We start from the raw sequence: 24,968 nt of genomic DNA on the forward strand, positions 1-24,968 counted from the left end.
TCACAGATGCGTCGGTGCCAGACAATTTTTTTCCCGAAACCCGGTATCAGATGCTCGCAAGTGCGATCGGGATTTACTGATAGCATAAATCATTACAAGGTACTAAGCTTTTGCCCATTTAAATTGTATATTTCAATAAACTATTCCGCCTCCACAGTCAAATATTCTCGCTTTCCTCCTTTCTCCCCTCTTCCCCTCTCTTGAATCTGGGCAGCAATCAACCGCCCAGCTAGCCTGAAACTACGAGATTTAGCGGGTTATAGCAGCAATTATCCCTAATTGCGATCGACATCACTAACTAAGCCTAACTCAGAGCACACAAGTCAATCCGTTCTATGAAACCTACTCAAACCTACTCATGGCAGATTTAATGTTCACTTCCTGCTTCTTCCAAGGGAGTTGGCTCCTACTTGTCCACAGGCTTAACTTCAGACCGAACTGGTCTTACTCATGCCAGATTGACGAGCTAAATTAATCGCAGCATTCAAGTCGCGATTAATTGTTATACCGCAATTGGAACACTCAAAAACTCGCTCTTTCAGTGGCATTGACTGAATATGACCGCAACTTGAACAAGTCTTTGATGACGGATACCATCGATCGACCAATTCAACCGTCGTACCGTACATAGCTGACTTATATTCCAATTCACGCCGAAATTCATAAAAACCACAATCTGAAATAGCTGCCGCTAATTTATGATTAGCAATCATCCCACTCACATTCAAATCTTCGATGCAAATGTGGGCATATTTTCGGCTAATTTTTGTGGTGGTTTTCTGCAAAAAGTCTCGACGTTGATTGGCAATTTTAGCATGAATTTTGGCAATTTTACGATAATGTTTTCGGGCATTATTGGATGCTTTCACACCCAATCTGCTATTACCCAATTGCTTATGGCGATTTCTCCACTGTTCTTTGCTCAGCTTGGTTTTCGCTGTTTTGAGCGGACGGGGAGACTCGTAACAATTGCCATCGGAAAGAGTAGCAAAAGTTGACACACCCAAGTCAATGCCTACAGTTTCCACAACTGGGTGAAACAACAGTGGCATCTTTTCGGCTTTTATAACGAAGGAAACATACCATTTATCTGCGGTGCGCGAGATGGTAAATGTCTGCGCCATACAAGGAAATGGGATTGCTTCCTTGAGTTTAAAAGTCCCCAAGGTGGGAATTTTTATTAACTTTTGCGGTTTGAGTAAAACTGCATGATTCCAGTCAGCCGCATCTACTGTAAAAGAGTCGCCATCTTTTTTTCGTTTGAACTTTGGGAACTTTCCTAATCCTTTAAAGCATCGCGATAGTGCTTCACCGAAATAGCGGAATGTGGTTTTATAAACTCTGGAAGACAGAGTGGTAGTCCATTGATATTCTGGTAATTTCTTGACGTGGTTGGTGAAAACTCGTTCAATCGCTGCTACTTTTTTGCTGCTGCTACCCCTGTGTTCTTTAACACCTTGATATAGAGATAAGGCGAAATTGTAGCAAAATCTCGCATAGCCAGAATGCCGCGCCATCAAGGTACGTTCTTGATTATTAAGTTTTAGTTCTAGTTTGATGGCGTACATATCTAATTAAGATTTTTGAACAATTTCCTTCCGATTCCCAACGTCTCAAGGTTGAGACGCACTCGAATTGTTTCAATTCGGCTGCTGAGCGAAATTGTCAACTTACTCACGCATATATAGCACACTTAATAAGCAGCTTTAGGAATATTTAGGTAAATTTTTATGAACAGTTCTTACCCCCGCGCATCACCCAATCTCATCAAACTTATCACGTCCCTAAGAGTACGGATATCACCGTGAAATTTGGGAATGGAGAATGGAAAATGGATCGTGTGGCAAGGTGCGCACTGCGCACCCTACACCTATAATTATGGCATGAGTATTGTTAAAGTTAGCCAATTCTTAAGGCAGCATCGCCCACTGGTAAGTCATTGGGACGGGAAATAGTAGAAAAGTCAATTGCAAAAGCAGCGCTTTGAACTGCGGCGGGCGTGGCATTTTGAACAGTGGCCAAAGTAGCCCCTCCAACTTGAATTAAAGTATTGCTTCCAGACTGAGTGAAAGCAACGTTTGACAAACTGCTACCGCCAATGCCAATGCGATCGCCCTGGGCAGATATAAAATCAGTAATTGTGTCTGTTTCTGCACCACCTGCGATTAAAACAAAAATATCTGCACCTGCGTCACCAGTGAGAGTATCGTTGCCTACATCTCCCATCAAAATATCATTGCCATCGCCACCAGTTAGCAAGTCATTCCCTTTACCGCCTCTCAAAAAGTCGTTACCAGCATCGCCATTGACAGTATCGTCGTCGAGATTTCCGTTGATAATATCGTTACCAATACCGCCACTAATTAAGTCGCTACCTTTGCCGCCTCTAATAAAATCGTCGCCCGCTTCGCCCGTGAGAGTATCGTTGCCTTGGCCGCCGTTAATGGCATCATCAATCGGTGAACCGATAATGCGATCGTTTCCGCTACCTCCCCGCACGCCGATGGGGTTTTGCTGAGAATCTTGGGCGGTGACTTGATAGGTGTTCGGGGCATCAGGCAAGTTGAGCGATCGCAAAGGCAGATTTACAAAATTGGTATTATTGACAAAACTATTCAGCACAGCAGCATTGGTAATAATACTCGAAACCCGACTGGGGACAATCCCTGCAACGACTTTAGCACTGGAAATGCGATCGCCCTGCTGCACCGCATTAACCGTGTCAAAACCTTGAACAACATTGCCAAAAACAGCATAATTGCCATCCAAAAATGGCAAAGTATCCAAAGCAAAATAGAACTGCGAAGAAGCCGAATTCAAAGCGCTAGAACGAGCCATTGCCACAGCCCCTTTCGTGTGCGGCAACTGCGGCTTTTCGGTCACAACTTGGTTATAAACTGGTTGTGCCGCGCCTTGCGGTTTGATTTCCAAAGGAATAAAACGCGCCTGATTCGTATCCGGGTCAATAAAATTACCCGTTCCCAATTGACCCGCCGGAATGCTAGTATCCTTGCTGCGCGGATCGCCCCCTTGCACTACAAAAGGATCGGGCTGGCGCACAACTCGATGAAACATCACCCCATCATAGGTGCCACGTTCAACTAAATCCACAAAATTGCCCCCAGTAATCGGGGCATTAGTGCCGTCTACTTCGATCACCACCGGTTGACCATTAATTACCTGGACTACTGTAACTTTGCCTGTTAACGGGAGTGCAGCGCTCATAAGTAAATTGCTATTTGAGTGAGTGATATTTGGGTTTCATACCCAATCCTGGCTAAACATCCCCTTTACTTCTTAGCCCACAGACACCGGCTTCCTTGTATAGAAGCGGTTTTAATCGGCGAATCATAAAGGGGTAGGTAACTCGGATTTAGTATTAGAAGCAATCCGCGAATTGCTCCTACCCATTTAATCAGAAAACTGTAAACTTGTGTTATGTACAGTTCTACTTGTGAATTTATGATTTCCCGGCGCAAATTTTTTAGCACTTTATTGGTAATTTGTCTAGCCTTTGTGAGTTTCAATGTTGCTCCTCCAGCCTTTGCCCTCGGTGGCAAACTGCCGGCAGTGAATCAAGCCGCACCAGATTTTAGTTTACCGACAAACAGCGGCGACGGGCAAGTCTCGCTGTCCGATTATCGCGGTAAGTGGCTGGTAGTCTACTTCTATCCCAAAGATTTTACATCCGGTTGTACGATCGAAGCACGTCGATTCCAGCAAGACTTGCCGAAATACTTAGCAAAAAACACTCAAATCATCGGCATCAGTGCTGATGATGTCAACTCCCACGCGGAATTTTGCGACTCAGAAGGTTTGAAATTTCCGCTGTTAGCCGATACCGACGGCCAAGTCAGTAAAGCTTACGGTTCTTGGATGAGTTTTATCTCGTCCCGGCACAGTTTTATTATTGACCCTGAGGGGATTTTGCGGGAAACTTTTGTCAAAGTTAATCCGGCGATTCACTCCAAAGAAGTCTTGGCTCGTTTAGGCGAATTGCAGACTAACAGCTAATATTATCTCACCTAAATAACCGCAATCAAATAGGTTCGTAGTGAGGACTTTAGCCTTTATTCAGGATTTTAAATCCGACTAAAAACCCCACTACAAACCTGATATTAATTTAATTATTTTACGACACTTGATACCTGGTAACGAGACAAGCTATAAAGTCAATTTCAAATCGAAAATTGCCTATCCCGCCATATTCAGTGAGAATTGAACTTACTATTTACGGCAACAGGCTCTGAAGAAGATTCCGGCTCTGACAGATTTCTTTTTCGGCTAGCAAAACGGCGTTCCGGGTCAATCCCCTCAAAAGTTGGCGGCAACCAAACTCGGATGACCAACAATATTCCCAAAACCAGCAAAAATCCACCTGTTGATAATATTTGAACCCAGGGAGTTTCCAGCACACCCCGCACAATAACTTCTCGCAAAACTGAAACAATACAAACTTCAACCGCCACGCCGATAGAAACGCGCTGCTCTTGCAAATAAATAATCAGTAGCCGAAACAATTCCACCAAAACCAAGAGAAAGAGAATATCAGCAGTCACTTCCTGAAAATTCAAAGGAGGCAACAGCGAGAAAAACATTTCTCGCAGTTCGAGTACCATGAAACAGAACAAACCAATACACAAAGAAATTACAATTAAGTCTTGAACAGTTTCCAGACCGCTGACTATTAGTTTCAAATTTAACCATTTAGGAGGGGAATTGGTCTGGTTATTTGAACGGTTTTCCATTGACTGCTCCGGGAATCTGTTGGACTTGCTTACAGCTTAAGTTAAATTGAGCTGATCTTTGACAAAAAACAGGTTTAATTTATTTATAACCATCATCAAACTTCTGTCTGTTGAGAATTTTCCACAAACTTTTATTTATCACGCAGGCGGGTTGACTTGTTGCCAATGTTTGTGCTATGTGAAATCTGGTATTAGTAAATTTGGTGAAAATCATAATTCAAAATCCTAAAATGCTGTAACTGAGATAAAATATAAAAATTGTAAAGAATTATTTACGACAGCTTGATCAACTCAAGCTAGGAACTTTAGGCTCGAATCAACGAAAAGCCGGAAAGTCAACCGAAAAACAACAGCCACCTAGAGAGGATTGAACACAATGGCATTTACACTCGCACCATTACCCTTCGCCGCTGACGCATTAGAGTCAGGTCATATGTCGGCCAACACGTTTTCGTTCCACCACGACAAACACCACGCTGCTTACGTGACCAATCTCAACAAACTGATTGAAGGCACCGAACTAGCCAGCAAATCCCTCGAAGAAATTGTGATGGCATCTGCTAAAGACCCATCAAAAGCCGGCATCTTCAACAATGCAGGTCAAGTTTGGAACCACAATTTCTTTTGGAATTCCCTCAAAGCGGGTGGCGGCGGCACTCCGACAGGAGCTTTAGCTAATAAAATCAATGCCGACTTCGGCAGCTTCGACAAATTCAAAGAAGAATTCAAGGCTGCTGCGACAACTCAGTTCGGCAGCGGCTGGGCTTGGCTGGTTTTGGATAACGGTACTTTGAAAGTTACCAAAACAGCTAATGCTGACACCCCGCTAGCACATGGCCAAACTGCGTTGCTGACTTTGGATGTGTGGGAACACGCTTATTATTTGGATTTCCAAAACCGCCGTCCCGACTACATTACTAATTTCTTGGATAATTTGGCTAACTGGGATTTCGCAGCAGCAAATTTGGCTGCGGCTTAGTAGCACCTGATTTTTAGGATTGAAGTCCTCACTACGAATCTATTAAGTTTGTAGTGAGGATTTTATTGTTTATTTCCGAGGACTGAAGTTCTGACTACTAGCTTAATAGGTTCGCTTAAGTAGGTCGGCGCTGTAAAACGCAAATATGTAAACGATTGTAAAGTATTCAAATGCACATCTAGCAACACTCGTTAGCCTTGTTTACATATTTTTATATTGTGAAGTTTAATATCGCCTACAACTTAAGTGGATGTAAGAATAGGTGTGGTAGTTTGGGAACTTCCACTGCCTCACACGGTATCTAATTTGTGAAGATTTATAAACCCATTTGTAGCGAGGAAAGGATAGTAGAACTCTCCAATCCTCGCAAAATCGGGACGTTTCCCCTTGCTATAGCAATGTTGTTGTGATAGATAGAGTTCTGGACAGATAGATGTCTGAGAGATAGATTGTTAATATTGGAGGCAGCGACATTTAACACAACCTTTTGGAGTATAGAAAATGACAAAAAATGTATCAGTAGTGATTCCATCTTATAACAGCGCCCAATTTTTACCGGAAGCAATAGAGAGCATACTTGAGCAGACTCTACCCGTATTTGAGATTATTGTCGTAGATGATGGTTCTACTGATGAAACGAAAGAAATCTGCGATCGCTACCCAGCAGTAAAATACGTCTATCAAAACAACCAAGGCGTTGCTGCTGCACGCAATACTGGTCTGGGGGTTAGTACAGGAGAGTATATTGTTTTCCTGGATAGTGATGACTGCCTTTTACCTGAAGCGATCGAGATTGGAGTCAAGCACATCAACGCCCTACCAGAGGTGGGCTTTGTATTTGGTCGTTATTTCTTCTATTCCATTCAACCTGATGGCTCATACAAAGTAGAAGAAAAATATGAGGATCAGCCTGAAGTTGCTAATTATCAAACCATTTTAGCCACCCAGCATAAGATTCAATGCGGTTGTATTATGTTTCGGCGTGTTGCTCTGGAGTCCGTCTCTATTGAGTCTGTTGGTGCATTTGACCCAAGTCTTGTGCCGATGGAAGATATCAATTTGTTCCTGCGGGTAGCCCGTGATTTTCCGATCTATTTCCACGGTGAAGTCGTTTCTAAATATCGCTACACTGGCAATAACCTATCCAGTAAATCGGCAAAAATGCTGATCCAGGCAAGACTATCTCATGGTCGGCAATGGAGTTACATTCAACAGACTGGAAAAGAAGAATATATAGCGGCTTACGAACAAGGAAAAAGGTCTTGGACTAAGCTTTTTGCCGATCGATTGCCTTACGAAATCCTGAGATATATACGAGCTAAACAATGGGTTGCAGCGTTGGGTATTCTGAGATTGATCTTGTATTACGATCCTAAATTGCAGTGTATCGATCGGGAAATCTACGAAATATCCTATACAACTCTGATGTCAGAGCTACGCAAGCTCCCCCTTCAAGACTCCTTAGCGTATTGGCAAAAACAACTTGCGGGAGCCACCCCTTTATTACCCCTACCCACTGACCGGCCACGTCCCCCAGAGCAATCCCTCCAGGCAGCTTCTCTGTCTTTTGGCATTTCTGGGGAAATCACCACGGCCCTGGGTCGATTGGGCGGGCAGGAAGGCGTCGCCCTATCCACAACCCTGTTAGCCGCGTTTAATATCTTGCTCTATCGCTATACAGGTACGGAAGATGTGATTGTTGGCTCCCCCTTTGTGGGCCGTGTGAATTCAGAAAATTTCGTGAATGCTGTCCCCCTTCGTACAGATATGTCGGGTAATCCCACGTTCCCAGAGTTTCTGGGACGAATGCGGAAAGTTGTTTTGTTAGGGCAAGCCTATCAAGATGTGCCCTATTGCTTATTGGTCGATCAATTTTGTCCCCAGCCCGACTTAAGCTATTCCCCTCTGTTTCAAGTGACGTTTGTCTTTGAGGAAAATATTCCCTTCCAAAGGATCGATCTGTCAAGATTAACAGCCAGTCCGTGGGTGATTGAAAATAACGAGGGGAAGTTTGACTTAACTTTATTCTTAAAACCAACCAGCGCAGGATTGGAGGGGAGTTGGTACTACAGCACGGATTTGTTTGATGCAGAAACTATTGAACGAATGAACGAGCATTTCCAGATTTTGTTGTCTGGGATTGTGGCTCATCCAGAACAATCGATTTCTGCCTTGCCGCTGTTGCCAGACCAAGAGAAAAATCTGTTGCTTGTGGAATGGAATCAGACTCAAAAAGATGAGTCGCAAGATCTATGCCTGCACCAGTTAATAGCTCAACAAGCAGAAGTAACTCCAGATAAAATTGCGGTTTCCTTTGAAGGTCAAACATTGACTTACGAAGAACTACATCAACGCTCTAATCAACTGGCCAACTATTTGCAACAAAGAGGGGTGAAGCCGGATGATTTAGTGGGCATTTGTGTCGATCGCTCTCTGGAAATGCTGGTGGGATTATTAGGTGTGCTGAAGGCGGGCGGAGCCTATGTTCCCATAGACCCCAACTACCCTCCCGATCGCGTGGAATACATGATCGAGAATTCCCAAGCCAAAGTATTGTTAACACAACAGCAGCTTGTGAAGAGCCTACCTACGGAAGAATCATTGGTCATCTGTTTGGATACGGATTGGCCACTGATTGCTCAAGAGAGTCAGGAAATGCCGATCGCCAGTGTTACGCCAGAAAATATGGCCTATGTCATTTATACATCTGGTTCCACGGGTAAGCCCAAAGGTGTACAAGTTCTCCACCGTGGCGCAGTCAATTTTTTAAAGTCGATGCGCGAGCAACCGGGGATCAGTGCGACGGATATTTTGCTATCTGTCACAACACTTTCTTTTGATATTGCAGTCTTAGAACTGTTTTTACCCCTGACTGTGGGAGCGCAGGTTGTGATCCTGAGTCGGGAAGCTGCGATGGATGGCAGAAAGTTATTAAGGACGATCGCCCAATTAGGCATTACGATCCTGCAAGCAACTCCAGTGACTTGGCGATTATTGCTGGAATCGGGCTGGGAAGGTCAGTCCCCGATGAAAATGCTCTCCGGTGGGGAAGCCATACCGAAAGAATTAGCTGCTCAATTGTTAACCAAAGGTACGGAACTTTGGAATATGTACGGGCCAACGGAAACAACAGTTTGGTCAACGGTTTATCAAATCAAAGACCCCGAACAGCGAATTTTAATTGGTAAGCCGATCGCCAACACCGATATCTACATCTTAGATTCTCTCCTGCAACCCGTTCCCGTTGGGGTGGCTGGGGAATTACATATTGGTGGTTCAGGATTAGCGCGAGGCTATTTGCAACGTGACGATTTAACCACTGAGAGATTTATTCCTAATCCCTTTCGAGAAACCGAACGAATATATAAGACGGGGGACTTAGCACGTTATTTGCCAGATGGAAATATTGAGTGTTTAGGTCGCCTAGATTTTCAAGTCAAAATTCGCGGTTTTCGGATCGAACTCGGTGAAATCGAGTCTGTTTTGGTCAAACATTCCAACGTGCAGCAGGCAGTGGTCATCGTCAGGGAAGATTTTCCTGGCGACAAGCGTCTAGTGGGTTATATTGTCGCTCTCAACAATCAGAACCCAAGCATCCAAGAACTGCGAAGTCTGCTCAAGGAGTATGTACCAGAATATATGGTGCCGTCTATCTTTGTTTTCTTGGAAGCTCTACCCCTAACACCGAATGGTAAGGTAGATCGTAAAGCTCTACCTGTACCTGAACAATCTCGCGAAGCAGCAATCATACCCGCCACTCAAAAGGCTCTAGATTTGCCCGCCCCTACACCTCAAGAAAATCCAGAACAGCCAGGAGAATTTGCCAGTCCCCAGGATGATTTGGAAGTTCAACTCATCAATATTTGGGAACAAGTATTGAATATTTCATCCATCAGTACGACAGATAATTTCTTCGAGATGGGAGGACATTCCCTATTAGCGATATCCCTAATGCGTGAAATAGAGAAAACCTACAAGAAAGAGCTACCTTTACCTATCCTTTTCCAATCACCAACGATTCACCAGTTGGCTCACACCCTTCGTAAACAAAGATTATCGTCTTCTTCGCAGGCTTTAGTCACGATTCAGAAAGGTAGTTCCAAACTGCCTTTATTCTTTATTTACGGCATCTTCCTTTACTATAACTTATCAAGACACCTGGGCAAAGACCAAACCTGTTATGGAGTCTATGTCAAAGAGGAAGTCAATATGTTCCAAAAGAATAAACTTGACCAATCACCAACCCCTTCAGTGAGTATTCCAGAGCTGGCCACTCGCTACCTCAAAGAAATACAAAAACATCAGCCTAAAGGCCCTTACCTCCTAGCGGGTGAGTCATTAGGTGGCTTAGTAGCATTTGAAATGGCACATCAACTTCGTTTACAAGGTGAAGAAGTAGCTTTACTTTGCCTTTTGGATAGTGCGATTCCAGGAAAAAATCAACTGTCATTGAGTCAGAAGCTGGCTTTTCATATCAAAAAGCTGCGCCAAAAAGGGCTTTCATATTTGCTTCAAAAGATAGTAGAATCGAAGACTAAATCGACTCCTGATATTAACATTAATAATGTTAATAGTAATCCGGTAGATCCTCGATTACAGTTTCGGGAGTACGCTTTTAATAGTTACAAGCCACAGCCTTACCAAGGCAGGGCAGTTTTGTTCCGGGCGAAGGAGGAAAGTCACTTTAGCACTTTGGAAAACTGGAAGGAACTGTTGCTTGAAGGATTAGATATATATGATATCCCTGGAGATCATCTAAGTATCCTTCAAGAACCCAATGTCCCTCTCTTAGCCGAAAAAATGAGAGTGCATATCGATCAAGCTTTAGCAAAACTTTAGGCTGTTGAGTTGAACGACTTATACAAGCGATTCAACAAGCTATTACAGATCAAACAATGCGTCAACGCGCCGCCAGATTGGCGGCGCACATCCAAGGTGAAGATGGTATTATCAAGGCAGTTGCTATCGTACAGGAAATCTAAAATTGTGGGACTGTTTACGGATAACCCGTATTCTACTGGAGGAATTCAAAGAACCTTAAGTTAATCGTACTTATACCCAAATACGGTTTACTTAAGTTATAGAACCCATTTGATATCTATTCTGCGTAAATCTCAGAAACCGGGTTGAGCTCTATATTTCTCGTCACCCAACTAAAAACTCGTAGAAACCCGGTTTCTCGCCCCTTGCGTAAATCTCAGAAACCAGTTTCTCTCTATATTTATCGTCACCCAACCCAAAAACTCAAAGATTTCAAATGGGTTCTATAAGGATTGTGAATTAAATAATTTCCATTTTTCTTCTGGCCCATCCCACAACAATCAAATTTGGAAGTTATTTAATTCTCATTTCTAAGTTGTAGGGTGCGTCGCTCGTTTAATCTGGCGTTCCAGGGCGAGAGTTGTTTTTGGCGACGCAGCCTACGTTGACTTAAGTGAACCGTATTGGTTATCCCCCCTTCAGTATTTTTAATAAGGCTCTTCGATAAATCTGTCTGCCTTCTGAGTCAAGGTGAACGCCATCTGTTGTGACCTTATCTTTCAATACTGTCCCTTCGTACAGGGGCTGAATTTCTTTTTCTACTATCAATAACTTATCTGTCGCTGCCACTTGACGAGTCAAGGCTTGAATGGTTTTCACTCTTTCCAAAGGGCCCGCTAGTGTGATATCATGGCTGGCTTCAATCGTTGAGTAAAAAGCAGGGATTAACACTACTTTTTTGGTGTTCATTTTTGTTCTGACAGTGTGGATAATTTCCTGCATATTGTTAACAAATTGTGGATCATTTATCCGATAACCCGCATCATTAGTACCGATCGCAATAATTGCTGTATTACATTTAACGTTAGCAGCAGTTAATAGTTTTAGCTGGTCGATCAGAGAAATTGTTGACATTCCGGGCAAGGCAAAATTAAAAGTATCTTTACCCATTGTATTTCCCAGCCCAGAAGTGATAGAATCGCCCCAAATGCAAGCATTGATTTGAGTATTTTTAGTCAGATATAGTTGATAATCAACTTCATCTAGCCACCAAGAATTAGAACTTAGGGTGTCTGTCGATAATTCGATAGAATTTGCATTCAACATGACTAAAAATCTACCTAAATACCCCCTCTTCATCGTAAACTCTAAAATCCCTGTTAAGAGAATGACATTCAATAGCAGTGAAATGGTCGCGATATGTTTTTTCATTCAGGTATGAGCAAGCAAACTAACAGAAATTATCAATAGACCTCTTGCAAAAGTCCTTTTAATCCAATTGTGGAACAGGCTTTCCGGCCTGTTGCACGATAAACATTTTTTATTGTGGAACGGGCCGGAGAACCCGTCCTAGTTATTTTTGCAAGAGGTCTAATCACTACACTACCAAAAAGTAATTCACAATTATAATCAGTTTGTCAGATCGCGAATTATGAATTAAGCGATCGCACTGCTCCATCTTGTTTGAGATCGAATAGAGTGTGCGCGTAAGACTGGATTAGCTAGCAGACTAAAACAGCTTTTAACATTCCTTCGCCTTGGTCTAGTTGGAACTCAAATCCTAATTTTTTACAGAGACTCTGCATCTTGTAGTTGCTAGTGAGAATGTAACCGACGATCGCATTTAACTTCTCTTCCCGACCAATTTGCAGCAGCCGCCTCAATAATTCTGTTCCCAAACCGCGCTGCTGATAGCTATCGCTGACGATGAGCGCAAATTCGGCTTCGTTTGTGCCGTGGAGTTTGCTGAGACGTGCTACTCCCAAAATCCGGTGTTCTAAGGTTTCCGGGTCTTTGCGATCGGCTACTAACAGCATTTCCCGATCGTAGTCAATAAAACAAATCCGGGTCAAACGTTCGTGAGCGATGCGGTGCTTTAACTTTACCATGTGAGCGTAGCGCAAATACACGCTTTCTTCGGAAAGCTCTTGATGAAACAGCACCATCAGCGGCTCATCTTCTGGGCGAATCGGACGGATCATGATGGGATGATCTGTCAGAGTTGACCATTCTTGAACGTATTGCATAGGATAGGGGCGAATCGCGGGTAAAATGGCGTTTTCGGCAGAGTGGAGAACAACGCGGGCATCGAGGGCGATCGCACCTTCTGGAGAAACCAACAGCGGATTAATATCTATCTCGGCAATCTGAGGTTGCTCGACAATTAGTTGACTAAAACGAACTAATAACTGTTCGAGTTTTTCTAGGTCAATTGCCGATCGCCCGCGCACTCCTTGCAAAGCTTTATAGATGCGCGTTTGCTCCATCATCCGCCGCGCCAGGGTAGTATTTAAAGGCGGCAGTGCGAGCGATCGATCCTGAAACACTTCCACCAATTGTCCGCCGGAACCAAACAGCATTACTGGCCCAAATTGAGGGTCAATACTGCTACCCAAAATTAGTTCATAGCCTTCCAAATGCACCATTTGCTGCACAGTCACGCCGAGAAACGCTGCGGGATCGATCGCCCGTACCCGCTGGGCGATCGCTTCAAAGGCACTAATTACAGCCTTAGCATCGCCTAAATTTAGTTGTACGCCCCCCACATCGGTCTTGTGAGTAATCGTCTCAGAATGCAGTTTTAGCACCACTGGATAACCGAGGCGATCGGCAATTTCCACAGATTCGGCTGGGCTGAGGGCAATTTCGGTGGCTACAGTGGGAATTCCATAGGCTGCGAGTAACTGCTTTGATTCGTATTCTGTGAGCAAAGTGCGATCGCTTTTGACAACAGAAGTCAAAATATTTGTGGCCGCCGATCGATCGCAAGTCGGGATTTCCGCAGCGGAGAGAGCAGGCGTTTCGTAGATAGAGCGCAGGTTGTAGCTGTACCGCCACATATAATTAAACAACCTGACTGCGGTATCGGGATAGGGGAAAGTCGGAATATTTGCCTGATTCAGAATTTCCGTTGCCGCTAACACTCCCGCACCGCCCATCCAGCTTGTTAATAAGGGCTTTCCGAGTTGGCTGTAGGACTTGAGTAGTTCTGCGGTTTGGGTGGGATTTGTCATCGCTTGGGGTGTGAGGATGACCAGCAATCCGTCACTATTGCGATCGGGAGCGACTACTTCTAGAGTTTTGGCGTAGCGATCGCTACCAGCATCGCCCAAAATATCGATCGGGTTTTGATGGCTCCACTGAGGGGGTAAAAACTCATCAAGCTGTTGCAGCGTCTCCGGTGCAAGCTCTGCGAGGGCACCGCCGCCGCTAATTAAGGCATCAGTGGCGATCGCCCCTGGGCCTCCGGCATTGGTGACGATCGATAGGCGGTTCCCCTGGGGTCGCGGTTGCTTTGCCAGAATTTCTGCCATGTCGAACAAATCGGAAATTGTGTGTACGCGCAACGCGCCACAGCGCCGGAAAGCAGCGTTGAGCACGTCATCGCTGCCGGTCAAAGCTCCCGTATGGGAAGCGGCGGCTTTCGCGGCGGCGGCGGTACGTCCCACCTTGAGAATGATGATCGGTTTGTCGATCGCCACTGGGCGGGCGGCGGAGAGGAACGATCGAGCATCACCCATCGATTCCATGTACAAAACGATACTGTGGGTGTGGGGATCGTCGCCGAAATAATGAATCAGATCGCCCCAACCGACATCGAGCATGGAGCCGATCGACACAAAAGCGCTAAAACCGACATTTTCGCCCAAACTCCAGTCTAGAATCGAAGTACAGAGGGCGCCGCTTTGACTGATGAAGGCGACATTACCCGGACGGGCGATCGAGCCTGCAAAAGTAGCATTCAGCCCCAGCACAGGATTCATCACGCCGAGACAATTCGGGCCGATAATCCGCATTTCGCCCAGACGCGCTTCGGCCAGAATTTGCTGTTCTAAAGCAACTCCCGCCGGCCCAATTTCTTTAAAACCAGCCGAAACAATAACTGCTCCTTTCACCCCAGCAGCGATACATTCGCGGATCACTTGCGGCACACTAGCCGCCGGCGTAGCAATCACCGCGAGATCCACTATTTCCTGGACGCTAGCAATGTCAGGATAGGACTTGAGTCCCAAGACGCTGCGGCGCTGTGGATTCACCGGAAAAACCGTTCCGCCAAAGGGATTGCGAATCAAGTTCCACAGGAGAGTACGTCCGACGCTTCCTGCTCTCTCTGTTGCGCCGATTACAGCCACGGAGCGAGGATGAAAAATGTGATCGAGCGGATGACGCTGTTCTTTCCAAATATCGTGAGCCGGATCGCTCGCAGTGCTTTGAGTTCTTGAATTTATCTGCATAATACCCTACTTCAATTAATCAGCAATTAATATTGATCTGCTTTCGATAACAATTACCGCATCCAATCCAAACTATTTTTAGGCTCTTTTTCGGCTTTTTATTCATCTTCTTCGGATGTTCGCGGTTCCTGACCAAAAAATCTCATTGCGCGTTTCCGACCGACCCCTCTTAAACAACATTTTCGTTGTCCAACAGTTAGTTCGGAATCCCATTTTATTATAGCTTCCTCACAAATTACAGAGGATGTTCTGCATACTATCTATTTTAATTCTTCCCACCGAATTAGTAAGTCAATTTTTGTAACAAATAGCGAACAGAGTATTTAAAATATTGAGATTAAATATATGCTAGATATAGCGGTCGGAGAAGAAAAAATCGCTCGCTAACAAAAAATAAGGTGAAAGCAAGCTATATTAGTAGAATAGCACGGCTTTACTGAAGGCAACTCGACAAAGGAAGTCAACGTCAGAGACTTCATCCAAAAGAATTACACCCCCTACGAAGGGAATGCAGAATTTATCGCAGCACCAACAGAAAAAAACCAGCAACTTTGGCGCGCAGTTCTGGAACTAATGAAACAAGAGCGCGAAAAAGGTGTGTTGGATGTTGATACAAAAGTACCCACATCGATCGTCGCTCATGCTGCGGGATACATCGATCGCGATTTAGAAAAAATAGTAGGTTTGCAAACCGATCGACCTTTGATACGCGCGATTATGCCCTTCGGCGGAATTCGCGTGGTCAAGACAGGTTTAGAAGCTTACGGTTATCAACTCGATCCACAAACACAAGAAATATTTACGAAATATCGCAAAACACACAACGATGGTGTCTTCGATGTTTACACCCGCTCCATGCGTTTGGCGAGACGTTCTGGTATCATCACAGGTTTGCCAGATGCCTACGGACGCGGGCGCATCATCGGTGACTACCGGCGGGTTGCTCTGTACGGTGTCGATCGCCTGATTGACGATAAGAAACAACAGCAAGAATCGCTCGAACTAGAGGCGATGGAAGAGGGAACAATTCGTTTGCGCGAAGAGTTATCCGAGCAAATTCGCGCATTGTTGGAGTTGAAAGAAATGGCTGCTAACTACGGCTTTGATATTTGCAAGCCGGCGGCCAATGCACGAGAAGCTGTCCAGTGGCTGTATTTTGGCTACTTGGGAGCAGTGAAAGAACAAAACGGGGCGGCGATGTCTCTCGGTCGTGTATCGACGTTTTTAGACATTTATTTCGATCGCGATTTGCAAAGTGGCGCGAGTTCAGAACTGGAATTGCAAGAACTGATCGACCATTTTGTCATGAAACTCCGCATGGTGCGGTTTTTGCGAACTCCCGACTATAACCAACTGTTCTCTGGCGATCCAACTTGGGTAACAGAGGCGATCGGTGGTATGAGCAATGACGGGAGAACCTTGGTAACTCCCAACAGTTTCCGATTCCTCCACACTCTCTCAAACCTCGATACTGCACCAGAACCGAACCTCACCGTTTTGTGGTCGGAAAACTTGCCGGAAAGCTTCAAGGAATTCTGTGCAAAAATATCCAGCGATACGAGTTCGATTCAGTACGAAAACGACGATTTTATCCGTCATGGTTACGGCGATGATTATGCGATCGTTCGTTGCGTATCCGCCATGCGAATTGGTAAGCAAATGCAGTTTTTCGGGGCGCGAGTTAACTTAGCTAAGACTTTGCTCTATGCGATTAACGGCGGTATAAATGAGAAGTCCGGCGACCAAATCGCGCCGCAGTTTCCACCAATTACTTCCGAATATCTCGATTATGACGAGGTAAAAGCGCGGTTCCATGACATAATGGCGTGGTTAGCAAAAACCTATATCAATACGCTGAATGTCATTCACTATATGCACGATAAATACTGCTACGAGCGGCTAGAAATGGCATTGCACGATGCACGATTCAGGAGGCGATCGCCAGTCAGGGAATTAGCGATGATTTCTTTTTTGCTCGTGTTGAGGAAATGGCCGATCGCGCTTTTGACGATCAGTGCACCGGGGCTAACCCCCGCTACCCGCTGATTGAAGATTTAAAGCAGCTTCTGCTGCAAGCCTACTCTGACACCAACACTTCTGGGGTAGATCGAGAGTTAACTGTAGTTTGATAAGCTGTACTGCATCTAACGAGTAGCCAGAAACCGGGTTTTTCAACTAAAATCGTGGGTAGAAACCCTCAATTTCCTGAAAACCCGGTTTCTTTGTCCTCAAATCTAAAAATCTAAACATCGCCCTCGAAAATCGCCAAAGTCGATCTATTTGCCATAGGCGGTTTAAAAATTCAGAAATTGTGATATAGTTGAAAAGGTAACTGTTTTAAGAATTTTGTAATTTTAGTGGCTGTTCGCGCGATGACCTCTTCACCAACCATAGCACCCGTTCGATCGAGTCAAGTTACCCGCAAGTCTTATCCCAACTATCGGGTAATAGTCCTCAACGACGATTTCAACACATTTCAGCACGTCGTGGAATGTTTGACGAAATACATTCCAGGGATGACGAGCGATCAAGCTTGGAAACTAGCCGACCAAATCCACAACGAAGGCCAGGCCACCGTCTGGGTTGGGCCGCAAGAACAAGCAGAACTTTATCATATGCAATTGAGCCGTGCTGGACTGACAATGGCTCCGCTAGAGTCTACTTAACCGGTATTTACGTCTTGGCGACCTGACACCGAGGTCGGATGCTTGATGCTACCGTCTGGTCGTCGCTTGAATCTCGAAGATATTCACAGTGTGTTTTGGCGTAATTTCTCCGGTGTTTCCGTTCCACCTTTAAAAGATTTCAACCAACAGCAGGTCGCATTTAATGATTCAATGAGTACAGGTTGATCGAACTCGCTGGGTCAATTCCTGGCGTACCAATTTCACAAAGAAAAACCCCGACAACTGACTAAGGCAAAACAAATAGGTGTGACGATTCCTGCAACTTTAATCAGTAACGATGCAGCGGAAGTTAGGGAATTTATCAAAGCTTATCAAAAAGCAATTTTCAAGCCTGTTTATGGTGGTGCTCATAACAAGTTTATGACAGAGGCGCATTTAGAACTTAATCGGTTGAACATGGCTTTGAGTATTTCTTCAGTCACAATCCAAGAGTATATTTCTGGGACAAATATTCGCAGTTATGTGATTAGTGAATTAGTCTATACTGCCGAAATTCGGAGTCCAGCTTTGGACTTTCGGGAAGATTTGGACGCTGAGCTAATTCCGATAGATTTGCCAGAAGCAGTTCACAAACAATGTTTGGCAATATCCCAGGCATTTATGGTAGAGTGGACTGCGATTATTGGCGTGTCAAGCCAACGGGTGAGTATGTATTTTTAGAGGCAAATCCTAGTCCGATGTTTGTACATTTTGAGCGTCAGACTGGTTTTCCTATTACACAAGAATTGGTCAAGCTCTTAATGGATTAACTGGCGTTAAGAGGCGATCGCACGGGCTCTCGTGCCCATCCTACAATTATGAGACTTGAATTGCAAAAGTCCTTTTAATCAAATTTTCGGACGATGCTCAAAGCCCATCCCACAAGAAAAAAATGTGGGATAGGCTTTGAGCATCGTCCTAGCTATTTTTGCAAGAAGTCTACGATCGCCCTTTGCACTCTCAACCAGTCGATCGCGCTCAAATCTCAAATCTTAAACCGAAGCTGCCCGCATCTGTTACAATTTTCAACATAGCCAGAACAGCACGCCCGCCGGAACTCACCTGCATAGGGATACCAGCCCGCGATAGGAGTCGTGGAGATTGAAAAAAATTAGATATTTAGTTTCAGCTTCCAGATTCATCCGTGGAGTCAATCTAAAATCTAAAATCGACTGTGGAGTCAATCTAAAAATCTAAAATCTAAAATCTAAAATCGACTGATGGAAACCCTGCAAACCCAACTTTACGAACTCGCACAATTTGCTAATAATTTAGTCAACACTCAACTGACACACCTGAGTTTAGTCAGCGTGGGAGTGATTTTTCTGGCAGGATTGCTAACTAGCTTGACGCCCTGTATGCTTTCCATGTTGCCGATCACGATCGGCTACATCGGCGGATACGAAGCAAAAAGCCGTCTTCAAGCTGCCGCCCAGTCGGCGTGGTTTTCTCTGGGACTAGCCACAACCCTCGCGGGTTTAGGCATTGTAGCATCATTTGCGGGTCAAGTTTATGGCAAAATTGGTCTGGGTTTGCCGATCGTTGTCAGCATAATCGCGATTTTAATGGGGCTGAATTTACTCGAAGCTTTACCCTTACAAATGCCGTCTTTCGATGCTGTGGGGTGGGTGCCGAAGAATTTGCCTGCGGGCGTGCGATCGTACTTATTGGGCTTAACTTTTGGTTTAGTAGCATCTCCGTGCAGCACTCCGGTTTTAGCTACGCTCTTAGCTTGGGTTTCCAAAACGGGAGATACCGTTTTAGGTGGTGTATTGCTGCTGTTTTATGCTGCTGGTTATGTCGCTCCGCTAATTATAGCAGGTACTTTTACCGCGAGCATTAAAAAGTTGTTAGAATTACGCAGGTGGTCGAGTTGGATCACGCCTGTTAGCGGCGTTTTGCTAGTAGGATTTGGGGTTTTTTCCCTACTTTCCCGCATACTTCCCGCCTAAGGTTCGATCGTTCGGACTTCAGTTCTTATTTGAAGATATAGCAATCATTACAGGATTCGAGAACTATTTTTTTTGAATGAACCGCGTTGGCGTAGCCTGCGCGAAGCGCTTAGACGCTAAGAACACGAAGGAAGAAAAAGAAACAATTCACAATTGATTGAGAATTGCTAGATAAAGATAATATTTTCTTCCTTCTTCCCTCTTCCCTCTTCCCTCTTCCTTCTTCCCTCTTCCCTCTTCCTTCTTCCTTCCTATGACATCAAAAGAAGTATTTCTATCCAAACTATCAGACTGGGCGACTGCACCTCAAAAGTTCTTCAAGCGGGAAATATTGCCGGTGCTGGCAGATTTGCGGCTGGCAATTATCTTGCTGCTGGCGATCGCACTTTTCAGCATTTCCGGCACCGTCATCGAACAAGGCCAATCGGTAGAGTTTTACCAATCCAACTATCCAGAACACCCAGCCCTTTTCGGTTTCTTAACTTGGAAAGTTGTGATCATTGCAGGACTAGACCACGTTTACCGCACTTGGTGGTTTTTGTCAATCCTAATTTTGTTCGGCAGCAGCTTGACAGCTTGCACTTTTACTCGACAATTTCCCGCATTAAAATCGGCCCGCCGCTGGAAATTTTATGAGGAACCGAAGCAGTTTGAAAAATTAGCTCTCAGTGCGGAATTAGCAACAGTTGATTTAACTTCGTTAGAACAACTTCTACAGCAAAAAAACTACCGCATCTTCCGAGAAGGCGAAAAAGTTTATGCTCGTAAAGGCATAATTGGTAAAATTGGCCCGATTATTGTTCACGCCAGTATGCTAATTATTTTAGCTGGGTCGATATTGGGCTCGATGACTGGTTTTATGGGTCAAGAAATGGTTCCTAGCGGTGAAACGTTTCGGGTGCAGAATATCACGGATGCGGGGCCTTGGGCTGGGCCGCAAATACCGAAGGATTGGTCGATGCGTGTGAATCGGTTCTGGATCGATTATAGTCCGAGCGGGGCGATCGACCAATTTTACTCTGATTTGTCGGTTTTGGACAAAACAGGCCAAGAGGTCGATCGCAAAACCATTCACGTTAACGAGCCGCTGAGATACCGAGGAGTCACCTTTTATCAAGCAGATTGGGCCCTAGCCGCCGTGCGAGTTCGCCTCAACAAAAGCCCGGTTTTACAATTGCCAATGGCTCAGTTAGACACCCAGGGTAAAGGCAGAATTTGGGGTGCTTGGATTCCAACAAAACCCGATTTAAGTGCGGGAGTTTCTTTGCTAGCAAAGGACTTGCAAGGCACGATGTTAGTCTACGGTACGGATGGCAAATTGTTAACTACTGTTCGCGCCGGCAGCGCAGTCGAAGTTAACGGAGTGATGTTGGCAATTGACGAAGTTGTCGGGAGCACGGGATTGCAAATTAAAGCCGATCCGGGAATTCCGCTAGTTTATACGGGCTTTGGGTTGCTGATGCTTAGCGTGATGATGAGCTATCTATCTCACTCGCAGATTTGGGCTTTGGAAAAGGAAGGCAAACTCTATGTTGGCGGGCGCACTAATCGCGCTCAGGTGATATTTGAAAGAGAAGTTGTGGAGATTTTGGACAAGTTGGCAGAATTGAAAACAGCAGATGCAAAAAGTGCGATATCCCCGACTTCTGTTGCTAGTCAAACCTAACCGTAGGGTGCGCACTGCGCACCTTACACCAATGGATAAAACGAAAAATAAATGTGGATAAAAAAATAGAATTTAGTCAACACGCCTTGCTGAAAATAGAAATTCTTGAAAGTCACGGGGTTACAATTTCAACATATTTAATTTCCGAAACTGTTTAGAATGCCTAGTAAGATAGAAGCAAGTGGTGAAGGGAAGTTTATTTGTCAAAAGAGATTGAATGGACTTGTCCTAAGAGTGGTTTACCAAGAATATCTCGATCGAATTTTAGTAATTACTGCTTATCCTGGTAAGAGGTCAAGATATGAAAAAGATTAGATACAGCCCGGATGTAGATGCGATGCTGATCGAAATTTGCGATCGCCCGATCGCCTATGCCGAAGATGAAGGGCAAATTATTCTACACTATTCTAGCAGTGGAGAACTGGTATTGATCGAAATATTAGATGTCAAACAATTCATCTCATTAGAATCTGTCTCCGATCAAATACCTGCCCGCTAAAGCAGTCCATCCTCAAAATCAACTACTACAACGAACCGTAGGGTGCGCACTGCGCACCTTACACCAATTCCTAGGGCGATGTACAGCGCACCTGACTACAACTAATACTAGCCCTACTTCTCGTGCCGCACCTCAACCACAGTGTGCACGTTCCCCCGTGGCAAAAAATCGCCCTTAATTGTCACTTCCAGTGGCGCGCAAGCTGCGACAAAATCGTCTAAAATTTGATTGATCGATTCTTCGTGAGAAATGTAGCGATCGCGATAACTGTTAACGTACAGCTTCATCGCCTTTAACTCCACCACCCGCTCGTCGGGCACGTAAGTAACGTGAATCGTGGCAAAATCGGGATAGCCCGAAAACGGACACTTGCAAGTAAACTCTGGCAAAGTAATGTTAATCGTGTAACGCCGCCCGACTCGCGGGTTCGGGAAAGTAATTAACTCCCCGTCCAAAATCTCGCGTTCGCCATATTTCATTGCCTCGGTACTTGACTTTGGCGACACATCTTGTTCGGTTGGGTGGTTGTTCATAGCGATCGACTGAAAACTTCTAACATTTAACTAAACTCACTATTAATATTTTTAACAAATATATTGACGAATTGTGTTGCGATCGATCTAATTGCAAATACTCTCAGGCTAAACTTAAAAAAGTTCACCCTCGCCATCTACAATTATGCAAAATACTACCTTATCTGACAATACATCCCCTGAAAACTCAAATACTTACTCTCCATCGGTACCAATTTCCCTCTATCGAGAAGTCACCGCCGAATTGCAAGCCGCCCAAGCGATGCTCGACTCCCTCAAAACCCACAACCAGCAATTAGTCCAACAAAATCAACAACTGCGGCGAGAAGTAGAAACAGTAGTTCAAGTATCCCAGCAGCTACAGCAAGTCGTCAACTCAGCTCAGACTGTCACCCTGACTGGGATGCCCCAAATGCCCTCAGTCAAATTCAATTTCAGCGTTGAACCGGAGCCCCCAGCACCTGTCACCTCGCGGACTAACTCTACCATACCTCAACCACCTCAGACAGTGGCTTTCCCTTTCCCTCTACCGGAAGCGGAGCCCACAGCCCCCCGGATGCCTGACACACTTCCACAAAAATCATTTACAGAAGTGCCAGAAACTCCTTACCGTGTGCGATCTCAACCCAAAAAAGCCTCAGACTTAAACGGATTATGGTTGATGATCGCAATTTTTCTGATAGTCATTTCCGCCTTCGGCGCAGGTTATTTAGTTGTTCGTCCTTTATTAATGAAAAAGTAAATTCCAACAAGAATCCCACGACCTGAGCCGTGGGATTTTAACCGAAACCTAGCATAAAATGTTCAAAGTTACGCTAATTGGTCACTATACTCTGACGGCACTCGTTTCTACTGCACGAGGCGCATACTGCTCTTCACAAGCAGAACCTAGGCTGCCCACCCCGGGCTCGAAACCGCGCGTGAACTCAGTGAGTTTTACCTGTTTAGCTTCCAGAGCTGTTTGTAGCACCTTCATGGCTCGGTGAGGATCGCCGGCTCCGCAGAAAAATAAGTCTGCGGCAAAATAACCGTGTTCAGGCCAAGTATGGATTGCTATATGAGACTCTGCCAAAGTTGCAGTAGCCGTCACTCCGTGAGGACTAAACTGGTGTACGCACAAATCGATGAGAGTAGCTCCTCCGGCTTCGATCGCATCGAGTATGGCGCGGCGGATACGTTCAGGATCGTTGAGGATGTCTCCAGGAGACTCCCAAGCATCAGCGACCAGATGGGTTCCCAATTGTTTCATTCTGCGGGGTTTTACCTTTAATTGTAGTGTTCCAAACCTTTTGACGATAGCACAGAGTCAAGAAATTTTGCAAGTAAATTTCCAAAAATAAATCAGAAATAGCGGCGAGTTCTCTGGGCGGCAGCATACCACTGCAAAAAAAACGAAGGTAGTGAAGCTTTTTTTACTTTACTACGATCGCACGTTCCTGCGTTTAGCTCGTTCCCGACTGACAAGAACGACGTTATGAATATAGTATTAATCCCGGCTATGAGTAGCTCCATTCGGCAAAATAGCCCCGCTCAAAGCCGCTTCATTCAAATTAGCAACATTCAAGCTCGCTCCAATCAGATTCGCCTCCGACAGATTAGTTCCTGTCAAATTTGCCCCTGTCAGAGAACTCAGCAACAAACCCGCACCCGACAAATTGGCGTGACTCAGGTTCGCCCCACGCAAATCTGCTTCCAGCAAGCTAGCACCAGACAAATTTGCACCGCTCAAATCTGCTCCCCGCAAAGAAGCTTTATTTAAATTCGCAGCCCTCAAATCAGCATGGTGCAGAATCAAACCATTCAAATTGGCTTTACTTAAATTAGCTCCTTGCAAGTCAGCACCGCTCAAATTAGAGCCATTTAAATTAGCTCCTTTTAAGTCAGCACCGCTCAAGTCAGCATTGCTCAAATTAGCAGCGCAAATACAAGCCTCCCGCAGACTTGCTTCGCTCAAAATCGCCCCAACCAAATTAACACCGCTGAGATTTCCGCGATTGAGATAAGCCCGAATTAGAATTGCTCCGCTCAGGTTAGCCCCGTTCAAATCTACCTCGCTAAGAATCGCTCTAGTTAGATTTGCTCTGCTTAAATCAACTCCGCTCATAATGGCTCGGCTCAGCGTCGCGCCACTCAAATTGGCCTCAGTTAGTTTCGAGCCGCTGAGCAAACAAGCTCCTACTAAACTCGCTCCAGTCATCACAGCTTTGCTCAAGTCAGCGCGAGACAATATTGCTCCGCTGAGATTGGCTCCGCTAAAATCTGCTCCGATCGCCACCGTTCCAGTTAAACTAGAACTGCCGAGGTTAGCTTCAATTAATTTCGCCTTAGATAAATTAGCCCCGCTCAAGTCGGCACTGTTTAAATTAGCTCCAATTAGTTTGCTTCTAATTAAGTTAGCACCTTTTAAGTTAGCGCTGCTCAAATTTGTGCGACTGAGATTAGCTTCAATCAAATGAGCTGCAATGAGGTTAGCTCCTCGAAAATCTCGTTCCCCATTTCTATGTCTAGTTAAAAGTTCATCAGCACTTAAAAGCTCAGTGAAATTCATAAAAAAATTGAGTGAGTTTCCTTAATTTCTCGATGTTCTATGTTGTCTGAAAATTTGTATGTTCGTGTTTGCTAGTCAGGCTTTCAACCAATACTGCCACATTAACAATTATCAAAAGTGGTTGATTACTAGCGCTACCTTATTAACCTAGTTATAACTTAC

General features: G+C 44.9%; 19 protein-coding genes and 1 pseudogene. 11 read left to right on the top strand and 9 right to left on the bottom strand.

All coding sequences use genetic code 11. From position 1 onward, the window contains the following. Positions 1–428: 428 nt before the first annotated feature. Both K4039_RS00270 and K4039_RS00275 read right to left on the bottom strand, forming a co-directional pair. Positions 429–1,568 (bottom strand): transposase, encoded by a 1,140-nt coding sequence (locus tag K4039_RS00270; protein ID WP_265233112.1) that lies wholly within the window; start codon positions 1,566–1,568, stop codon positions 429–431. 331 nt (positions 1,569–1,899) lie between these two features. After that, the gene (locus K4039_RS00275) at positions 1,900–3,225 is read right to left on the bottom strand and encodes a peptidylprolyl isomerase (protein WP_265233113.1); all 1,326 of its coding nucleotides are present in this window, start codon (positions 3,223–3,225) and stop codon (positions 1,900–1,902) included. A 237-nt stretch (positions 3,226–3,462) separates the two neighbouring features. On the opposite strand from K4039_RS00275, the gene K4039_RS00280 reads away from it, so the two are divergent. Then, positions 3,463–4,014: a peroxiredoxin gene (locus tag K4039_RS00280; protein ID WP_265233274.1), complete on the top strand. Its 552-nt coding sequence runs from the start codon at positions 3,463–3,465 to the stop codon at positions 4,012–4,014. A gap of 194 nt (positions 4,015–4,208) precedes the next feature. Here K4039_RS00280 and K4039_RS00285 read toward each other — a convergent pair whose 3' ends face one another. Beyond that, positions 4,209–4,748: a phosphate-starvation-inducible PsiE family protein gene (locus tag K4039_RS00285; protein ID WP_265233114.1), complete on the bottom strand. Its 540-nt coding sequence runs from the start codon at positions 4,746–4,748 to the stop codon at positions 4,209–4,211. Positions 4,749–5,124: 376 nt separating this feature from the next. Here K4039_RS00285 and K4039_RS00290 point away from each other — a divergent pair, with 376 nt between their 5' ends. Together K4039_RS00290 and K4039_RS00295 are read left to right on the top strand one after the other, a co-directional pair. Then, entirely contained in the window at positions 5,125–5,727 is a 603-nt protein-coding gene (locus K4039_RS00290; protein ID WP_265233115.1) for a superoxide dismutase, read from the top strand. A gap of 501 nt (positions 5,728–6,228) precedes the next feature. Further along, a complete protein-coding gene (locus K4039_RS00295; protein ID WP_265233116.1) occupies positions 6,229–10,566 on the top strand; it encodes an amino acid adenylation domain-containing protein in 4,338 nt (1,445 codons plus the stop codon). 609 nt (positions 10,567–11,175) lie between these two features. Here K4039_RS00295 and K4039_RS00300 read toward each other — a convergent pair. Next, complete coding sequence (locus K4039_RS00300) at positions 11,176–11,919, bottom strand: SGNH/GDSL hydrolase family protein (RefSeq protein WP_265233117.1); 744 nt, start codon at positions 11,917–11,919, stop codon at positions 11,176–11,178. 290 nt (positions 11,920–12,209) lie between these two features. After that, a complete protein-coding gene (locus tag K4039_RS00305) occupies positions 12,210–14,942 on the bottom strand; it encodes a bifunctional acetate--CoA ligase family protein/GNAT family N-acetyltransferase (protein ID WP_265233118.1) in 2,733 nt (910 codons plus the stop codon). Positions 14,943–15,419: 477 nt separating this feature from the next. On the opposite strand from K4039_RS00305, the pseudogene K4039_RS00310 reads away from it, so the two are divergent. The 5 genes and pseudogenes from K4039_RS00310 to K4039_RS00330 all read left to right on the top strand — a co-directional run. After that, positions 15,420–16,862 (top strand): annotated as a pseudogene (locus K4039_RS00310) (pyruvate formate lyase family protein); the annotation flags it as partial. Between the two features lie 452 nt (positions 16,863–17,314). After that, on the top strand, positions 17,315–17,608 hold the full coding sequence (gene clpS / locus K4039_RS00315) for an ATP-dependent Clp protease adapter ClpS (RefSeq protein WP_265233119.1): 294 nt from the start codon (positions 17,315–17,317) through the stop codon (positions 17,606–17,608). Between the two features lie 267 nt (positions 17,609–17,875). Beyond that, complete coding sequence (locus tag K4039_RS00320) at positions 17,876–18,289, top strand: hypothetical protein (RefSeq protein ID WP_265233120.1); 414 nt, start codon at positions 17,876–17,878, stop codon at positions 18,287–18,289. 247 nt (positions 18,290–18,536) lie between these two features. Then, a complete protein-coding gene (locus K4039_RS00325) occupies positions 18,537–18,713 on the top strand; it encodes a hypothetical protein (protein ID WP_265233121.1) in 177 nt (58 codons plus the stop codon). A gap of 115 nt (positions 18,714–18,828) precedes the next feature. After that, positions 18,829–19,560 (top strand): cytochrome c biogenesis protein CcdA, encoded by a 732-nt coding sequence (locus K4039_RS00330; protein WP_375339772.1) that lies wholly within the window; start codon positions 18,829–18,831, stop codon positions 19,558–19,560. A gap of 147 nt (positions 19,561–19,707) precedes the next feature. Here K4039_RS00330 and K4039_RS00335 read toward each other — a convergent pair whose 3' ends face one another. Next, positions 19,708–19,842 carry a hypothetical protein gene (locus K4039_RS00335; protein ID WP_265233122.1) on the bottom strand — a complete coding sequence of 45 codons (135 nt, stop codon included), beginning with the start codon at positions 19,840–19,842 and terminating at the stop codon, positions 19,708–19,710. On the opposite strand from K4039_RS00335, the gene K4039_RS00340 reads away from it, so the two are divergent. Beyond that, positions 19,814–21,226: a cytochrome c biogenesis protein gene (locus tag K4039_RS00340; RefSeq protein ID WP_265233123.1), complete on the top strand. Its 1,413-nt coding sequence runs from the start codon at positions 19,814–19,816 to the stop codon at positions 21,224–21,226. The genes K4039_RS00335 and K4039_RS00340 overlap by 29 nt on opposite strands. A gap of 301 nt (positions 21,227–21,527) precedes the next feature. Beyond that, positions 21,528–21,725 (top strand): DUF2283 domain-containing protein, encoded by a 198-nt coding sequence (locus K4039_RS00345; RefSeq protein WP_265233124.1) that lies wholly within the window; start codon positions 21,528–21,530, stop codon positions 21,723–21,725. 113 nt (positions 21,726–21,838) lie between these two features. On the opposite strand, the gene queF is transcribed toward K4039_RS00345, so the two are convergent. Continuing rightward, positions 21,839–22,258, bottom strand: a complete 420-nt coding sequence (queF, locus tag K4039_RS00350) for a preQ(1) synthase (RefSeq protein ID WP_265233125.1) — start codon at positions 22,256–22,258, stop codon at positions 21,839–21,841. Positions 22,259–22,403: 145 nt separating this feature from the next. On the opposite strand from queF, the gene K4039_RS00355 reads away from it, so the two are divergent. Beyond that, entirely contained in the window at positions 22,404–23,000 is a 597-nt protein-coding gene (locus K4039_RS00355) for a hypothetical protein (RefSeq protein WP_265233126.1), read from the top strand. A gap of 84 nt (positions 23,001–23,084) precedes the next feature. Here the strand turns inward: K4039_RS00355 and speD are convergent, their stop codons facing one another. Together speD and K4039_RS00365 are read right to left on the bottom strand one after the other, a co-directional pair. Continuing rightward, complete coding sequence (gene speD / locus K4039_RS00360; RefSeq protein WP_265233127.1) at positions 23,085–23,507, bottom strand: adenosylmethionine decarboxylase; 423 nt, start codon at positions 23,505–23,507, stop codon at positions 23,085–23,087. Positions 23,508–23,744: 237 nt separating this feature from the next. Next, complete coding sequence (locus tag K4039_RS00365) at positions 23,745–24,806, bottom strand: pentapeptide repeat-containing protein (RefSeq protein WP_265233128.1); 1,062 nt, start codon at positions 24,804–24,806, stop codon at positions 23,745–23,747. Positions 24,807–24,968: the final 162 nt, after the last annotated feature.

This window comes from Lyngbya sp. CCAP 1446/10 (genome assembly GCF_026130175.1).
Taxonomy (GTDB): domain Bacteria; phylum Cyanobacteriota; class Cyanobacteriia; order Cyanobacteriales; family Microcoleaceae; genus Microcoleus.

Coding starts and splice junctions, on each gene's coding strand:
- K4039_RS00270 (WP_265233112.1), bottom strand. CDS start 1,568: ATGTACGCCATCAAACTAGAACTAAAACTTAATAATCAAGAACGTACC.
- K4039_RS00275 (WP_265233113.1), bottom strand. CDS start 3,225: ATGAGCGCTGCACTCCCGTTAACAGGCAAAGTTACAGTAGTCCAGGTA.
- K4039_RS00280 (WP_265233274.1), top strand. CDS start 3,463: ATGATTTCCCGGCGCAAATTTTTTAGCACTTTATTGGTAATTTGTCTA.
- K4039_RS00285 (WP_265233114.1), bottom strand. CDS start 4,748: ATGGAAAACCGTTCAAATAACCAGACCAATTCCCCTCCTAAATGGTTA.
- K4039_RS00290 (WP_265233115.1), top strand. CDS start 5,125: ATGGCATTTACACTCGCACCATTACCCTTCGCCGCTGACGCATTAGAG.
- K4039_RS00295 (WP_265233116.1), top strand. CDS start 6,229: ATGACAAAAAATGTATCAGTAGTGATTCCATCTTATAACAGCGCCCAA.
- K4039_RS00300 (WP_265233117.1), bottom strand. CDS start 11,919: ATGAAAAAACATATCGCGACCATTTCACTGCTATTGAATGTCATTCTC.
- K4039_RS00305 (WP_265233118.1), bottom strand. CDS start 14,942: ATGCAGATAAATTCAAGAACTCAAAGCACTGCGAGCGATCCGGCTCAC.
- clpS (WP_265233119.1), top strand. CDS start 17,315: ATGACCTCTTCACCAACCATAGCACCCGTTCGATCGAGTCAAGTTACC.
- K4039_RS00330 (WP_375339772.1), top strand. CDS start 18,829: ATGGAAACCCTGCAAACCCAACTTTACGAACTCGCACAATTTGCTAAT.
- K4039_RS00340 (WP_265233123.1), top strand. CDS start 19,814: ATGACATCAAAAGAAGTATTTCTATCCAAACTATCAGACTGGGCGACT.
- K4039_RS00345 (WP_265233124.1), top strand. CDS start 21,528: ATGAAAAAGATTAGATACAGCCCGGATGTAGATGCGATGCTGATCGAA.
- queF (WP_265233125.1), bottom strand. CDS start 22,258: ATGAACAACCACCCAACCGAACAAGATGTGTCGCCAAAGTCAAGTACC.
- K4039_RS00355 (WP_265233126.1), top strand. CDS start 22,404: ATGCAAAATACTACCTTATCTGACAATACATCCCCTGAAAACTCAAAT.
- speD (WP_265233127.1), bottom strand. CDS start 23,507: ATGAAACAATTGGGAACCCATCTGGTCGCTGATGCTTGGGAGTCTCCT.
- K4039_RS00365 (WP_265233128.1), bottom strand. CDS start 24,806: ATGAATTTCACTGAGCTTTTAAGTGCTGATGAACTTTTAACTAGACAT.